Origin of the sequence: Streptomyces himastatinicus ATCC 53653 (assembly GCF_000158915.1) — a bacterium.
Lineage (GTDB): Bacteria > Actinomycetota > Actinomycetes > Streptomycetales > Streptomycetaceae > Streptomyces > Streptomyces himastatinicus.
Map to the genome: position 1 here is coordinate 10,855,429 of NZ_GG657754.1, position 16,707 is coordinate 10,872,135.

Sequence of the window (16,707 nt, forward strand, 5' to 3'; positions counted from 1 at the left end):
CCTTGAGCTTGTGTGCGAAGGCCACCAGCCGCATCAGGCTCGGCATCGGCGTGACCTCACCGGCGCTGCGCTCGGCCCCGGCCGCCGCGAGCGGGCTGGCCAGCCTCAACGCCCTGGCGCCGGGCCGGATCATCTGCGGGGTCGGCACCGGAAACACCGCCCGGCGCACCCTGGACATGCGGCCGACCACGGCGGCCAGGCTGGAGAACTTCACCGCCGCACTGCAGGACCTGTGCGCCGGACGTTCGACGGAGTATCGCGAAGGTGACCGGGTCCGCGACATCCGGTTCCTGCACACCGGTGCGCACGTGAACACCGCCGACCCGATCGAGTTCGTCGTGGCCGCGCTGGGCGGCCCGAAGGCCGCGGCCGTCGCCGGCCGCCGCGGCGCCGGCCTCATCTCCGTCGGCCTGCTGGACCCCACCGCCTGGCACGCGCTGCACGACGCCCGCCGCCACGCCGCCCAGGCCACACCCCATGGCCCGGACTCCCTCACGGGCTCCCGGGCGGACTCTTACGTGGTCACTTCGCTCCACGTCCTCGACGAGGGCGAGGACCCACACGGCGATCCGGCCCGGGACGCCACGGGCCACCTCGTCATGTCGCTCCTGGCCTTCGCCGCCGACACACCCGCCTTCGCCGAGCAACTCGGTCCTGAGGAAGGCGAGGCGGTGCGGCGGCTCCTTGACCGGCGCGGCACCACCTCCACCGCACCGGACCGGCACACCAAGCTCTACCCCAACTACCTCGGACGCATTGCACCGCAGGACCGCGACCTGGTCCTGCCCTCGTTGATGAACACCCTGGCCCTGGTCGGCACCCGCGACGACCTCCTCACCCGCATCACCGCCCTGGAACAGGCCGGCATCGGCGAACTCCTCATCCAGCCGGTGATCGACCCGCCCACCGAGATGGCCCAGCTCGCGAAACTCCTCACCTGACTCGGCAGAACCGCAGCAAGGCTGACCAGGATCCCCGCGAGTGGCTACCTACCGCCCCGGGAGCCCGCTGCCAGTACGTCGAGGGTGCCCCTCAGCCCGCCCACATGCGCAGGCCATCGCACCACTCCAGCCCCCGGGGAGCGAGTAGGGCTTTCCGATTCGATCTCAACGAGCAGCGCGCCCGGAATGGCTCCCCATTTTGAGAGCACGCCATCCGAGGACTGCTCCTTACCGACTTTCAAGCACGACAACAGGGAACCGTTCGCACATAAAAAATCAGTGAATTCAGGGATCGCCGAACGGATGTTCTTATTCGAAGGCGCCGCCCTGGTCATTGGCGCCCCCGTGAGCTGCCCGCCGGCGCGGAGAGTCCTGCGATCGGACTTTCGGACTTGTGGCTGGTTACGCACTGGGGCCGGTTCATCCTGGGGACTACGGTGATCGGGCATCCGTAGAACAAACGGAGCGCGGAGGCGAGACGCGAGTGGATCAGGCGGTCTTCAGACGGCTGTGCGAGAAGCGCCAGTGGGGTCGGCCAGAGGATTTCCTCAAGGCGTACGCCAAGGTCGCGGCCGGCCTCGGAGAGCCGGAGCGGGTGACAGCGCGGCAGTTTCACCGGTGGCGCCAGCCTGACCCACCCTGCCCGGGACCCTCGAGGCAGCGAGTGCTGGAAGAGATGTTCGGAATGCCCCTCGAACAACTCGGCTTCACCCTCCCCCCACACCGCAGATCGACAGAGGACTTACCCGCCGCATCCGATATCCCCGCCGCCGATGAACAACTGCCGCGAAGGAAGGCCGGCGTCACCAGGAGATCGCACAAGCCGCACGATGCCGCGGACACAGGGTTACGGTTCGCCGTGCTGGGCCCGGTTCGTATGTGGCGCGGTGAGCAGAAGCTCCCGCCCCTCAGCCCGCAGGAACAGACCCTGCTGTGCGCGCTGCTGCTACGTCAGGGACGCACCGCCACCGCGGACGAGTTGGTTGACGCGATGTGGGGGGAAGCACCACCGCCTGAAGCGATCGCCGGATTGCGCACTTACGTCTTCCGGTTGCGCCGGAAGCTGGGGCCTGGCGTGCTGGTCTCAGAATCCGGAGGCTACGCGCTCCGAGCGGAGCTACAGGCGCTGGACGTTGAGGTCTGCGGGGAATACGAGACGCAAGCGAAGCGCGCCCGGGCACGAGGGGATCTGGCCGAGGCGCGGAGATTGCTGCACATGGCGCTGACGCTGTGGGAGGGGAAACCCCTTGCCGGGGTTCCCGGCCCGTATGCGCATGCCCAGCGCAGTGGTCTGGAGGAGCGGCGCCTGGCCCTGTTGGAAAGCCGTCTCGAGCTCGACTTGGAATGGGGCCTGCACACGGAGATGGTCTCGGAGCTGACCGCGCTCACGGCTGAGCAGCCGCTGCGGGAGCGGCTGCGTAGCATGTTGATGCTGGCCCTGTACCGCAGTGGCCGGCAGGCCGAAGCGTTGGGCGTCTACGCCGATACGCGCCGACTGCTCGCCGAAGAACTCGGTGTGGACCCCGGCCCCGATCTCGAGCGGCTGTACCAGCGCATCCTGCGCGTCGACCCCGCCCTCGCCGCCCCGCCCGCCGTGCCGACGGACTCGACGGCCGTCCGCCCCACCGTTCCGCGCCCGGCGCAACTCCCCGCGCGGCCGACCGACTTCACCGGGCGCCGGGCCACCGTGGACGCCCTGGGGGAACATCTGCTGCGCCCGCGCGGAACAGCGGTGGCCATCGCCGCGGTGCACGGACTGGGCGGGGTGGGCAAGACCGCCCTGGCCGTGTACGTCGCCCAGTCCGTACGGGAGCGCTTTCCCGACGGACAGCTCTACGCGGACCTGCTGGGCCACGGCCCGCGCCCGGCCGAGCCCGCGGTGGTGCTCGGCACCTTCCTGCGCGCTCTGGGAACCCCGCCCGCTGCCCTGCCCGAGGGCACGCAGGAGCGGGCGGCGCTGTACCGTTCGCTCCTGGCCGGACGCCGGTTCCTGGTCCTGCTGGACAACGCGCACAGCGCGGTCCCTGAAACCTCTCCGTTGCTGCCCGGGGCTCCGGGTTTTTTCGGGCCCTGGGTCACCAGCCGCGCCCGTTTTGGCGGATTTTCGACGGCGCCGACCTGGTCGGTCTGGATGTCATGGAACCCGCCGGAAGCCCTGGACCTCTTCACCCGGATCGTGGGCCCGGAGCGGGCCGCGGAAGAGCCCGAGGCGTGTCAGGGAGCGGTCGCGGCCTGCGGCTTCCTGCCGCTCGCGATCCGTATCGCCGCCGCCCGGCTGGCCGCTCGCCCGGCCTGGAGGGTCACCACCCTGACCGGCCGGCTGGCCGATGAGCACCATCGACTGCGCGAACTGCGCACCGGCGATCTGGCCGTCGAGGCATCCTTCGCCTTGAGCTACGGGCAGCTGTCCCCCGAGCAGGCGCGGGCCTTCCGCCTGCTGGCCGTCCCGGACGCCCCGCGTCTCTCCCTCTCCACATCCGCCGCCGTCCTCCGCCGTGACCCACGGGACGACCGCGCCACCGCGGCCCTGCTGGAATCCCTGGTCGACCTGAGCATGCTGGAGTCGACCGCATCCGATCGCTGGCGCTACCACGACCTGCTGCGCCTGTACGCCCGCGACCGTGCCGAAGCCGAGGAGACCGGCGCGGAACGCCGGGCGGCCCTGTCCCGGCTCCTCGACTTCTACCTGGCCACCGCCACCGGCACCTACGCGCTGCACAACCCCGGCGACCGGCTGCTCGACCACCTGGCCCCGACCACCCGGCCCGGACTCCCGTTCGGCGACAGCAAATCGGCCCTGAGCTGGCTCTTCGACGAAGGGCCCGCTCTGCTCGCCACCGTCCAGCAGGCGGTCGACGAGCCGGCCCTGCTGCCCCGGGCGGCCGATCTGCTGCTCGTCAGCCAGGACCTGATGGAATCGGGCACCTGCGTGCACCAGTACGAGCAGGCCGCCCAAGCGGTGGCCGACCGCGCCGGTACCGTGCGGGACGCCGGCTCCGAGGGACGGGCCCGGCTCCTCCTCGGCCAAGTACACCACCTCGCCGACCGGCTCGACCAGGCACAGGCCCAGGCGCGGCACGCCCTCACCCTCGGCCGGACGGCGCAGGACCCCCTCACTCAAAGCTATGCGCTGAACCTCCGGGGCAACCTCGCTACCGCCCGGCACCGCTACGAGGAGGCGGCGGCCCACTACCAGCAGGCCATGGAGGTCTTCCGGGCCGACGCCAACCACTACGGCGAGACCACCATGCTCATGAACATCGCCAGAGCCGACCTCGAACTCGGCCGGAGCGAGCAGGCCATCGCCGCCTGCGAGCAAGCCATCGCATCCTGGCAGGAACTCGGCGCCCGGCTCCGCCTGGCCAACGGCCACTACGCCCTGGCCCTCGCCCTCCACCGGGCCCATCGCCATGAGCAGGCTCTGTCCCAGCTCCAGCGGGCGCTGGACGGATTCGAGGAAACCAGACAGCCCTTCTGGCAGGGGATGACCCACTACCGGATGGCCCAGGTGGAACTGGCCCTGCTGCGCCCCCAGCTGGCCGCCGTCCAGGCCGAACACGCCCTCGCCCTGCTCAACGACCTCGGCGGCGACCAGCGCCGCGCCCATGCCCTGACCGTGCTCGGGCGGGCGCTGGAACAGCTCGGCCAGCCCGGACGGGCCCGCACCTGCTGGGAGCAGGCACTGCACCTGCTCGGCCGATCCGACATTCCCGAAGCCGACGAGGTACGAGCCCTGCTGGCAGCCCGGCCATGACGCCGAAGCCCCGCAGGTCGCCGGGCGGAGGCCGAGCCGGTGCGCGCCCGGCCCCCGTGGCGCGCACCGGCTTCCACTCCCGTCAGCCGGCTGCCGGCGCGCCCGCCGACCGCGGCGGCGGCCAGTTCCCCGTCCCCGTCACGACTCCGGCCGAAGCGTGGGCGGCCGTGGTGTACCTGTCCTGGTTGCGCATGGTGACTCCTCCCCGTGTCGAGCCCGGCGGGCTCGCTGTGACAACCCCGCCCTCGTTCAGGGCTGGGCGGCTCATGACCGGGGCCGGGAAAGCGTCGGGCTCCCCGGCCTTCTGGTCCCGGCCACCTCCGAGTTCAGCCGCCGCGGCATTGAATGACAGCCACCTCCCACCAGCCTGATCAATGGCCGGACCGCCCGGGAGGGGGCGCGGGGCGGGCGGGACAGACCGGGAAGGATCACCCATGGCGGGTCGTCGTGAGGCGCCGCTGGATCCGGCCGAGGGGCCGGTGCAGCGGTTCGCCTACGCGTTGCGCACGTTGCGCCAGGAGGCCGGAGGCCCCACCTACCGGGCGATGGCGCGGACGTCGGGCCACGGGGCGAGCACGCTGTCCCAGGCGGCCGCGGGGGAGCGGCTGCCGACCCTGCCGGTCGTCCTGGCCTATGTACGGGCCTGCGGCGGGGACGCCGAGGAGTGGGAGCGGCGCTGGCGGCAGGCGGCCGAGGAGGACGCCGCCGAGCCGCGGGCGGATGACGGCACCCCCGAGCCGTACCGGGGGCTGGCCCGCTTCGAACTGGACGACGCGGACCTGTACTTCGGCCGCGACCAGCTCATCGACGACGTGCTGCGGCTGACGCGCGGCCGACGCCTGGCCGCCGTGGTCGGAGCCTCCGGCAGCGGCAAGTCGTCCCTCCTGCGGGCCGGACTCATCCCCCGCCTGCGAACGGCCGGCGACCCGAGCGCGCGGCCCGCCGGCGTACGCATCATCACCCCGGGCGAGCACCCGCTGCGCGACCGCGACCGCCGGCTCACCCCGAAGGACGCGGCGAGCGGCGACACCTGGCTGATCGTCGACCAGTTCGAGGAGCTGTACACCCTCTGCACCGACCCGGCCGAACGGACGGCCTTCATCGACCTGCTGCTGGACGCCATGGACCCGGGCAGCGGGATGCGGGTGCTGATCTCGGTACGGGCGGACTTCTTCGGCAACCTGGCCGGCCATCAGCCGCTGGCCGACGCGCTGCGCGATGCCACCCTCTTGACTCCGCCCATGAACAGCGACGAACTGCGGGAAGCGATCGTCAGACCCGCCCAGGCCACCGGGCTGATCGTCGAACGCGACCTGACCGCCCGCATCATCACGGAGGTGGAAGGCGAGCCAGGCGGACTTCCGCTGATGTCCCACGCCCTGCTGGAGACCTGGCGCCGCCGCAAGGGCCGCGCCCTGACCATGGAGAACTACGAGGCGAGCGGCGGGCTCCACGGCGCGATCGCCCGCACCGCCGAGGAGGTCCACGGTCGGCTCAGCCCAGCCCAGGCCGATGTCGCCCGGAGCGTTCTGCTGCGGCTGATCACCCCGGGGGACGGTACGCCCGACACCCGCCGCCCCACCCACCGCGACGAACTCGACTTCGGCGATGAAGGCGACACCGCCACCGTCATCGAACAACTCGCCCGCGCCCGGCTGGTCACCCTCGACGGGGACACGGTCGACCTGGCCCACGAAGCCCTGATCACCGCCTGGCCCCGGCTGCGGAACTGGATCGGCGCGGAGCGCGAGCGGCTGCGTGTCCACCGCCGGCTCACCGAGGCGGCCACCGCGTGGCGGGATCTCGGCCGCGATCCTGGGGCGCTGTACCGCGGAGCGCGTCTGGCCGTCGCACAGGAGACGTTCCCCCGGCCCGGCCGGGACGGCCATCTCGTCCCGCTGGAGCAGGAGTTCCTCGGTGCCAGCGGCACGGCTCTCACCCGGGAACGCCGTCGGCGGCGCGGTCTGGTCACCACGTTCTCCCTGCTGCTGGTGGTGTCCCTGATAGCCGGTGTGGTCGCCTGGCAGCAGAACCGCACCAGCGACGAGCGCCGGGTGCAGGCCGCGGCCCGGCGCGTGGCCGCCGTGGCGGAGAATCTGCGGTACTCGGACCCGGTCACCGCGATGCGGCTGAGCCTGGCATCCTGGCGTACCGCACGCACCACGGAGACCCGGTCGGCCCTGCTGGGGGCGATGGAGCAGCGGGAGGAGGACCGGTTCGCTCCGGCCCCCGAGGACCTGGCTGATCAGCTCTTCCTCAGCGACGACGGACGTGTGCTGCTCCAGGCGACCGGTCGGCAGGTGACGGCCTGGGACGTACCCAGCCACCGCAGAACCGGGCGGTACCGCGGCATCGGTGACGACTGGCAGGTGAGCGCACTGAGTCCCGACGGCCGTCGGCTCGCCTTGTCCGGGAACGGCGGGCTGGCCCTGTGGGACGTGGCCGGCGGACGCCGGATCGGCGCACCTCTCACCTCGCGATGGCCGACGACCGCGGTCTTCGGCCCGAGCGGGCGCACGGTCCTGGCCGACGACGGCCTGGGCAGCGGCACCGTCACGGTGCGCCTGTGGGACCTGGAGCGTCGCCGCACGCTCTTCGAGCAGCGGGTGCCGGGACTCCGTAAAGCGGCCGTCAGCCGGGACGACCGCCTGGTGGGGCTGTGTCCGGAAGACGGGCGGATACGACTCTGGCGGGTCGCCGGGCAGCGCCCGGTGACGTTGAAGAACGCCTACCGGGTGGGGGAGAACGACGAGTGCGCCGTGGCCTTCAGCCCCGACGGAGACCGGGTGACCTTCGGAGTCGGAGAGCGGGCGGGCACCTGGGACACGGCCTCAGGCCGACGGGTCGACGAGTTCCGGGGCAACGGGTCCGCGGCGATGCGCTACACCGGCGACGGAAAGTTCCTGCTGACCTCGGGTCAGGGCAAAATCCAGATGTGGCGGCGACCGGTGTCCGGCGACCCCGTTTTCCAGTACGCCACCACAGGAGACTCGTCGAGCGACTTCAGCATCGATCCCGGCGCCCGGTTCGTCCGCTACATCGCCGACGCGGGTCCCGACACCGGGGCCGGCAAGGCCGTCCGTACGGTCAGCCTGGGCGATCTGGCACACCAGCGCTGGACCACGGACCCGCCGCAGGGCATGTGGCTCGGCCCGGACGGCGCGACGCTGGCCACCGCTCGATCGTCACAAGGTCAGGAGCGGTTCCGGTTCGTCGATGTGCGCAGCGGCCGCGACAAGGGGAACGCTCCCGAGATCAGCACCTGTTCCGGGGCGGACACCCCGGGCGAGCGGGGCGGTGCGCCGGACGCCTCGTGCTTTGGCCTCGTGGCGTTCGCGGCGAACGGACGCAGCGCCGCCTATACGCTGACCTCCGTGGACGAGCCGGGTTCCCGTCAGCGCGTCGTCCTGTGGCGCGAGGGGAGCGGCCCGGTCGAGCTCACCCTGGCCATCCGTCCCAGGGCCCTGATCCGCCGGATCGCGCTGAGCCCGGATGGCTCGACCCTGGCGGTGTCGCTCCGCCGGGGTACGGAGACGTGGCGGAGCGAGGTCTGGGACGTCCGTACCCGTAAGAGGACCCGGGTCGTCAAGGGCGTCGGCGGCGACGCCCTGACCATCTCTCCCGACGGACGGTGGCTCGTCACAGCGGACGGCCATGCCGTCGACCTGACCTCCCCCTCCGCGCGGGTCAGAACGCTTTCGGCGGGGGCCGGCACAGCAGACCTCCCGCCCGCCGGGGGAGCGGCGTCCAAAGGTCTGCCCTGGACGGGCGTCGAGGTGATGGCCTTCAGCCCCGACGGCCGGTATCTGGCGGCAGGCGACCACTCCGGCAGGGTGACACTGCTCGACGGCGATCTGAGCAAGCGCCTGGGCACCATGTCCGGGCTGATCACCGACGCTCACCAGGACTCCGCGGCACCGGTGACCGCGCTGGGCTTCTCCCACGACAGCCGTACCCTGGCCGTGGCCGGCCTCGACGGGACCCTTCGGCTGTGGGACGCCGCCGCCAACCAGCCCCTGGGCTCCGTCCTCCCCAACCCGTCCGACCCCGTCCAGTCCGTCGCCTTCAGCCGGGACGACGGCACGGTGACGGTGGCCAGCGATCACATTCCGTCGCAGACGTACCGCGTGTCGGAGAAACACGTGGCCGCCGCGGTCTGCAAGCGTGCTCAGGGCGGGCTCTCGCGAGGCGACTGGGAGCGGTTGATTCCCGAAGTACCGTACCGCGAACTCTGCTGAGCCCTGGGACGGCGAGCCGACCGTCACCCAGGACGGTGGGCCACTCGGTTCACCGGTTCTGGTCAGGCAGGCCAGCCCCATTGCTTGACTCGCTTGTATCCGCCACCGGGGCAGTACATGCTGATTCCCCGCCGGTCACCCAGCCAGGGACCCGGACCGTAGTTGAGCTGACGGACAGCGGATCCTTTCTTGCACTGGATGCTCGCCCCGTACCGAGCTGGCCCATGTCCGTCGCACCAGACGTTGGCGGAGGTGCTGGTCTTCCAGTTGGTGTGACACGCGATCCGCAGCTTCGGCTGAGCCGGAGCCACGTCTGCCGCTGCTGCCGGCAGGACCGGGATGGCGACTGCCGCCGCGGTCACCGCGGTCAGCACTGCGCTTCGTAGATGCACTCTTCGTTCGCCCCGATTCATTCTTGCTGACTTTCAGATACAACAACAGGAAACCGTTCACGCATAAAAAATCAGTGAATTAACGCGTCACCGAACGGAGGTTCCCTTTCGGGGGTGCTGGTCCTGCTCACTGGCACTCCAGTGAGCCGCCCCGGGGGCACGGGGAGTCCCGCGTTCGGACTTTCGGACTTGTGGCTGGTTGCGCACTGGGGTCAGGCTGCTTTGAGAGCGGCGACGTGCCGGGCACGTTCCTCCGGGTCGCTGACTGCCTCGCAGCCCTCCCGCACCGCCAGGTCGTACCCGATGGCGATTGCGCTGGCTCCCCGCGGACAGCAGGGGGCCTGCCGCCCGGCACACGGTGGCGGGGTCGAGCTCGCGTTCCGGGCGCGGGTGAGAGCGATGGTGGCCACGAGAGTGGAGTGGCGGGGGTCCTGGAAGCGGATGAGGGACTCGGGTAGAGCGCGCCCAGGACGCCCACCGCAATCTCCTTCCGCACACCTCTTGACGGAGCCCTAGCCAAGTTGTGCAATCGATTCCGTCATCGATTGCTCATGCTCAGGAGAGTGCGTCATGAATCCCATGGACCTGCGCGGCCTTGTCCCGGCCCCCGTCACCGCCTTCACCTCCGACGGCGAGGTCGACCACGCGGCCAACGCCGACCTGGCGCGCTGGCTGGTCTCCGTCGACGGAGTGAAGGGGCTGGTGTGTCTCGGGCATGCCGGTGAGGGCACGTACCTGACGGCCGAGGAGCAGGTCGCGCTCATCCGCACGCTGGTGGAGGCTGTCGGCGACCGGGTGCCGATCATCGCGGGCATCACCGGCGAGGGCACGAAGACGGCGGCACTGGAGGCCAGGCGGGCGGCGGACGCCGGTGCGGTCGGAGCCCTGGTCTACCCCTCGCACGGCTGGCTGCGCTTCGGCTTCCAGCCCGGTGCCCCGCAGGAGCGCTACCGGGCCATCCACGAGGAGTCCGGCTTGCAGTGCATCCTCTTCCAGTACCCGGACGTCACCAAGGCCACCTACGACCTGTCCACTCAGCTGGAGATCGCCGCCCAGCCCGGTGTCGTCGCCACCAAGAACGGTGTGCGCAACATGCGCAGGTGGGACACCGAGATCCCCGTCCTGCGGCAGAACTTCCCCGATCTGCAGATCCTGACCTGCCACGACGAGTACCTGCTGCACACCATGTTCGACGTCGACGGCGCCCTGGTCGGCTACGGCGGTCTGGCTCCCGAGCCGCTGGTGGAGCTGATCGCGGCCGGCAAGGCGCAGGACTACGCCCGGGCCCGGGAGATCCACGACCGGCTGCTGCCGGTGACCAAGGCGGTCTATCACCGCGGCTCTCACATGGAGGGCACGGTCGCGCTCAAGATCGGACTGCGGGCGCGCGGGATCCTCAAGGACGCCACCGTCCGCCAGCCGCTCCAGCCTCTGGGGGAGAGTGCGATCGCCGAGGTCGAATCCGCGCTTCAGCAGGCCAAGCTCATCTGACCGGTACCGCCGCACCTCCCCTCGGTCCCCTCGGACCCGCGGGCATTCCCCCGCCCGGCCGGGCCATGACAGCATCGGCGGCCTCTGCCGCTGATTTCGTCCCCCTCCCCATCCGTCGGCGCGCCCCGCTCAACGGCGCGCCGGCACCGCACCTCAACGGCGAGGAACACCATGACCAGCCATGTCGTCGACGAAGGAGCAGCGAGGACCGCCAACGCCGAATTGGTCGCCCGCCTCGAACGCCTCCCCGTCACACGCCGCCTCACCCTGATCCGCGTCATCGTCGGCAGCGCCACGTTCTTCGACGCCTACACCGTGCTGGCCATCGCCTTCGCCATGCCGGAGCTGGTGGACGCCTGGAACCTCAGTGACTCCCAGGTCGGCCTGATTCTCTCGGCCGGATATCTGGGCCAGTTGGTCGGCGCGCTCGCCTTCGGCTGGCTCGCGGAGCGGATCGGCCGGCTGCACACCCTGCTCATCACCATCGTGCTGTTCGTCTCGATGGACATCGCGTGCCTGTTCGCCTGGGACGGCACGTCCATGATGGTCTTCCGGTTCGTCCAGGGCATCGGCACGGGCGGCGAGGTGCCGGTCGCGAGCGCCTACATCAACGAGTTCATCGGTGCCCGCAAACGTGGCCGCTTCTTCCTCCTGTACGAGGTCATCTTCCCGGCCGGACTGATGTTCGCCGGTATCGCGGGCTACTTCCTGGTGCCGGTGTTCGGCTGGAAGGCGCTCTTCGTCGTCGGCCTCGTCCCTGCGGTGCTGGCCATCCCGCTGCGGCTGCTCATGCCGGAGTCCCCGCGCTGGCTCGCCGCCAAGGGCCGTCATGAGGAGGCCGACGCCGTGGTGCGGAAGCTGGAGGGTGACGCGGTGAGACAGGGACTGCCCCTGCCCGAGCCGACGCCCCGCCCGGTGGACCCCAGGGCCACGGCACGCTCCGACTGGCGCGAGCTGTTCAAGGGGATCTACCTCAAGCGCACCCTGATGATCTGGGGCCTGTGGGTGTGCGTCTACCTGGTCAACAACGGACTGGTGACCTGGCTGCCCACCCTCTACAAGAAGGTGTTCCACCTCCCGCTGGAGACCAGCCTTGCCTACGGCTGGATCACCTCCGGCGTCGGCGTCGTCGCCTCCCTCATCTGCGCGCTGCTGATCGACCGGGTCGGCCGCAAACGGTGGTACGCCGTCGCGTTTCTGGCCGCCACCGTCCCGTTGCTGCTGCTCACGGCGCTGGGCGCCACCAGCGCCACTCAGGTCGTCCTCCTCGCGCCCGTCGCGTACGCGATCCTGCAGACCATTTCCTTCTCGCTCTACCTGTACTCCGCCGAGCTGTACCCCACCCGGCTACGGGCCATCGGCACCGGCTTCGGCAGCGCCTGGCTGCGGGCCGGGTCGTCGATCGGCCCGTTGCTGGTCGGGTGGATCGTCGCCGACCTGGGCATCCGCTACGTCTTCGCCGCCTTCGCCGCCGTGGCACTCCTCGGCGGCCTGGTCACCATCGTCTTCGCCATCGAGACCAAGGGGCGGGTCCTGGAGGAACTCTCGCCCTGAGCCCGACTCGTCCGCCCGGACCGAGCACCATACGGCCCGGGCGGGGCGCTGCCGCGTTGCGCTCCGTGCGCAATCGATTTCGCGACGGCTTGCACAACGAGTACCCTGAGCGGGCGCAAGGGCGCGAGTGAGGGGAGACGAGGACGATGAGCGGGCCGGGGACCGGAAGCAAACCACCGACCATCGCCGATGTGGCCCGGGCCGCCGGGGTCAGCCCCTCCACCGTCTCCCGCGCCCTCAACCGCGAGCACCGTTTCTACCGCAGCCCGACAGCCGCGCGGATCCGCGAAATCGCCGAGGACATCGGCTACGCCCCCAACCCCGTGGCGTCCAACCTGCGCCGCCAGCAGACCAGCACCTTCGGCGTCCTCGTGCCCCGCCTGACCGACACCGTGATGGCCATGCTCTACGAGGAGATCGCCGCCGCCAGCCTGCGGCGCGGCTACCACACCGTGGTCGCCACCACCCACGACGACCCCGACCGCGAGCGCGACAGCGGCGAGGTCCTGCTCCAGCGCCGCGTCGACGGCCTGATCCTCACCACCGCCCGCACGAGCGGCGGTTTCTGCCAGGAACTCGCCCGCAGGAACGTCCCGCACGTCCTGGCCCTGCGCACCTACGGCGACAGTGCCGCGTCGGTCGGCGACGACCGTCTCGGCGGCTACCTCGCCGCCCGGCACCTCATCGACCTCGGCCACGAGCGCATCGCCCTGGTCGCCGGGCCCGATTACGCGAGCAGCGCGCTGGGCCGCCGCGCCGGGTACGAGGACGCACTGCGCGAGGCCGGCCTGCCGGTCGAGGAACGGCTGATCCTTCCCTCGGCGTTCAGCATGGAGAGCGGCGAGGACGCCGGACGGCTGCTGCTCACCCTGGACCCCCGCCCGACCGCGGTGTGCACGGTCAACGACCACACCGCCATCGGCCTGCTCTCCACCGTGCAGCGCGCGGGACTGCGCATCCCCGATGACCTCTCCGTCGTCGGGTACAACGACGTGCCCCTCGCCGCCCGGCTGCCCGTCCCGCTGACCAGCGTGCGCGTCCCGTTCCCCTCCATCGCCACGGCGGCCGTCGACCAGCTCATGGACCTGCTGGCCGACGCCCCCGCCGAGACCCGCACCTTCGCCCCCACCCTCATTCCCCGCCGCAGTACCGCGCGTCCTGCCTGAGCCTCACGTCGGCAGGCGGGAGCCCAGGAGCCGGCGGACGTTGCCCGCGAAGACGCCGGCCCGCTGCTCGTCGGTCAGATCGAGCGCGTGCACATCGGCGATGGCGGAACGGATGTAGCCCGGACCCTTCTCGGGGTCGTACGGCGAATCACTGCCGAACAAGACCCGCTCGGAACCGAAGAACTCGACGGCGCAGCGCAGGGCATGGGTGGCGCCGAACAGGGCGGTGTCGGCGTAGAACATCCTGAAGTAGTCGACGGGGCGCTTGGTGAGCGGATAGCCGGTGACGTCCTCGCGCTGGTGGGGCGGGGTGCGGGAGCCGAGCTGGTCCCAGCCGGGGCCGACCCGGCCGGAGAAGTGCGGGATCATGCTGCCGCCGTGGTGGATCAGGAACTTCAGCGCCGGATACCGTTCCAGGACGCCGGAGAAGACGATGCGCGCCATGAAGGCGGACAGGTCGTACTCCCAGCCGAACGTCCACCAGATCTCGTACTTGGAGCGCTCCTCCGTGGGGTAGTCCGCCCAGCTGGAGTTGCGGCAGGGATGTACCTGCACGAGCAGATCGAGTTCGGCGCAGCGCCGCCAGAACGGCTCGAAACGGTCCTCGTCCAGTGGGTGGCCCCGGACGTGGGTGTAGATCTGCACTCCGACCGCGCCCAACTGGTGGACGGCCCGGTCGAGTTCGGCGATCGCCGTGTCGACGTCGGTGAGGGACACGGCGGCGCAGAAGCCGATGAAGCGGTCGGGGTGCCCGGCCACGAGCGAGGCCAGGCCGTCGTTGCCCTGGCGCGCGAAGTCGGCGGAGAGCTTCGGATCACCGAAGTCCTCCACGGGCGGGGCGGCGAGGTTGATGATCTGGCGATAGCCCGGGAACTCGTCCAGCTGCCGGAAGCGGACGTCCAGGTCGACCAGAGCAGGGATGTTCATGATGCGCCGGCGCAGGTTCGCGACGGCCGCGACGCCGTCCAGGGCGAACAGGCGCTCGGCGTAATCGCGCGGGAGCACGTGGCAGAACGCGTCGAGCTTCTCGACGTCCGACACCCCGGCGGCGGTCTTGTCCGCGGTCCTCACATCCGTCATCCCGTCCAGCGTCCTTTCGCTCATCGACCGAAACCGAATGTGCAAACGATTGTGCAATCGAATGCACAATAGGTCATGGCCTGCCTGCGAGGGAAGCCGCGCGGGAGCCTCGATACGCGACACAAGATCCCGAGTCGCTACCCCGCCCGACTGGAGCAGATGGCAGAGGCGGGCCGAGAAAGTCCGCCGACCAGGTGTGAGTGCCCCCTGGCCCGGGCGTTCGGATGGGAGGACCCTGGGCGTTGGCCACTACACGTTGGGGGATGGGTAGTTGTGATCAGCATTGCGGGTCTTCGTCAGGTGCGGGCCGTGACGCAGGTGGTCGGCCGGCGTACCGCGTTACGGTACTTAGCTGTCGGCGTGGGAGCCTCGGTTCTTGCCGCGTGCGGCAAGAACTCTGATTCCGAGGAGAGCACCGGTCCTTTCGGGCAGGCGGTCAGGGCATTCGTCAGGGGCAAGTGGCGGGTCGACCCCGTAGGGGAGGAGGGGGGGCGGCTTAGCTACTGGGTCGAGGTCGAGGCGAGCAGCTGGACCGTCCAGCCGATCGCGCAGGACGCAGCGGAACAGGAATACACCTGGAAGTGGAAAGGGTAGTGGGCCCTCCAGGGCAGCAACCTGTCCCTCCAGTACCCCTTCCGGTCCCTCGGATGAACCGGAACTCGCCGCAGAAGCCTTGGCGTCCTGGGACGAGGGCCCGGCGTGGGTGCAGGCGGGTGCGGTCAGCAACGCCGGAACAGGCGAGGACCGCCAGGCGGCGTGCGTGGTGCATGGAGCTCCGCTCCCCGTGTGGGTGGTGCGGTCGAAATGCGGTGGCCGTGAACGAGGTGCTGTCCAGGTTGCAGAACGGGTGTTGCGGTCGGCGGACGTTCGGGGAGCAGGTGCCGGGACTGACTCGCCGCCACGACCGGGTTACCGAGCGGCCGAGCCCCGCGCCGTCGGCCTGGACGACTTCGCGCTCGGGCGCGGTCACGTCTACCGAACGGTCTGCTCGACGCCCGTACGGATCCGCCGCAGCCATGGGGCCATGTCGGCGAGAACTTCTTCGGCGCTCATGACTCTTTGCGGAAGCAGCAAATAACTTTGTCAGTCCCGTATTCTTCGAGGGACCGTGGCGGCATGACAAACACCTATGAAGTGATGGTGATCGGTGGCGGTGCGGCGGGTCTGTCTGCGGCCCTCGTCCTGGGCCGGGCCCGGCGCCGCACCCTGGTTGTCGACGCGGGCGAGCCGCGCAACACGCCCGCCGCGCACATGCAGGGCTATCTGTCCCGGGACGGTATGCCGCCCGCGGAGTTCCTGGAGATCGGCCGCGAGGAGATCGCGCGGTACGGCGTCGAGCTGGTCCGGGACACGGCCGTGGACATCGCCCGCGACTTCACGGTGATGCTGGCGAGCGGACGGACCGTTCAGGGTCGACGTCTCGTCGTCGCGACCGGCCTCAAGGATGCGCTCCCGGACGTACCCGGCGTGGCCGAACGCTTCGGCAAGGACGTCCTGCACTGTCCGTACTGTCACGGCTGGGAGGTCCGCGACCAGGCCTTCGGCGTGCTCGCCACGACTCCGCTCAGCGTGCACCAGGCGCTGATGGTGTCCCAATGGTCGAAGGACGTGACCTTTTTCCTGCATACGGTCGAGCAGGACGAGCTGTCGGACGACGATCTGCGCAGGCTGGCCGCGGCCGGTGTCGATGTGGTGCCGGGCGAGGTCGACGGGCTGGTGGTGGCCGACGACCGGCTCACCGCCGTGCGGCTGAAGGACGGCACGACGTTCGCGCGCGAGGTCGTGTTCACCACGCCCGGGGCCATCCCGCAGACGGATCTGCTCGCACGGCTGGGCGCCGAGCTGCACGAGACCCCGTTCGGCTCGTACCCCGTGGTCGATCCGACAGGCCAGACGACCGTGCCCGGTGTGTGGGCTGTGGGCAACGCCATGGGCTTCGCCGAGCAGGTCGTGAACGCGGCGGCCGGCGGCTACCGGGCCGGGGCCACGATCAACGGGGATCTGCTCATGAGCGACCTCAACGCGGCCATCCAGGTGTAGCCCCGTCTTCTTGGTGCCCATCACCTGCCCCTGAGAAGCGACAGCACGCTG

General features: G+C 70.5%; 9 protein-coding genes. 8 read left to right on the forward strand and 1 reads right to left on the reverse strand.

Annotated features, from left to right (window positions below; genetic code table 11):
• The first annotated feature begins 2 nt into the window (after positions 1-2).
• From SSOG_RS45650 to SSOG_RS45675, 6 genes are all read left to right on the forward strand, one after another.
• Positions 3-941 carry an LLM class flavin-dependent oxidoreductase gene (locus tag SSOG_RS45650; RefSeq protein ID WP_086015842.1) on the forward strand — a complete coding sequence of 313 codons (939 nt, stop codon included), beginning with the start codon at positions 3-5 and terminating at the stop codon, positions 939-941.
• A gap of 859 nt (positions 942-1,800) precedes the next feature.
• A complete protein-coding gene (locus SSOG_RS45655) occupies positions 1,801-4,695 on the forward strand; it encodes an AfsR/SARP family transcriptional regulator (RefSeq protein WP_342634406.1) in 2,895 nt (964 codons plus the stop codon).
• Between the two features lie 434 nt (positions 4,696-5,129).
• Positions 5,130-8,933 carry an nSTAND1 domain-containing NTPase gene (locus tag SSOG_RS45660; RefSeq protein WP_039940361.1) on the forward strand — a complete coding sequence of 1,268 codons (3,804 nt, stop codon included), beginning with the start codon at positions 5,130-5,132 and terminating at the stop codon, positions 8,931-8,933.
• 962 nt (positions 8,934-9,895) lie between these two features.
• Positions 9,896-10,816, forward strand: a complete 921-nt coding sequence (locus SSOG_RS45665) for a dihydrodipicolinate synthase family protein (protein ID WP_009721127.1) — start codon at positions 9,896-9,898, stop codon at positions 10,814-10,816.
• Positions 10,817-10,987: 171 nt separating this feature from the next.
• Positions 10,988-12,370, forward strand: a complete 1,383-nt coding sequence (locus SSOG_RS45670) for an MFS transporter (RefSeq protein ID WP_009721128.1) — start codon at positions 10,988-10,990, stop codon at positions 12,368-12,370.
• A gap of 146 nt (positions 12,371-12,516) precedes the next feature.
• Positions 12,517-13,536 carry a LacI family DNA-binding transcriptional regulator gene (locus tag SSOG_RS45675; RefSeq protein ID WP_009721129.1) on the forward strand — a complete coding sequence of 340 codons (1,020 nt, stop codon included), beginning with the start codon at positions 12,517-12,519 and terminating at the stop codon, positions 13,534-13,536.
• Between the two features lie 3 nt (positions 13,537-13,539).
• Here SSOG_RS45675 and SSOG_RS45680 read toward each other — a convergent pair whose 3' ends face one another.
• Positions 13,540-14,616 (reverse strand): amidohydrolase family protein, encoded by a 1,077-nt coding sequence (locus SSOG_RS45680; RefSeq protein WP_245606548.1) that lies wholly within the window; start codon positions 14,614-14,616, stop codon positions 13,540-13,542.
• A gap of 273 nt (positions 14,617-14,889) precedes the next feature.
• On the opposite strand from SSOG_RS45680, the gene SSOG_RS54580 reads away from it, so the two are divergent.
• A complete protein-coding gene (locus SSOG_RS54580) occupies positions 14,890-15,210 on the forward strand; it encodes a hypothetical protein (protein ID WP_039940362.1) in 321 nt (106 codons plus the stop codon).
• 522 nt (positions 15,211-15,732) lie between these two features.
• Positions 15,733-16,656 (forward strand): NAD(P)/FAD-dependent oxidoreductase, encoded by a 924-nt coding sequence (locus SSOG_RS45690; protein ID WP_039940364.1) that lies wholly within the window; start codon positions 15,733-15,735, stop codon positions 16,654-16,656.
• The last annotated feature ends 51 nt before the right edge of the window (positions 16,657-16,707 follow it).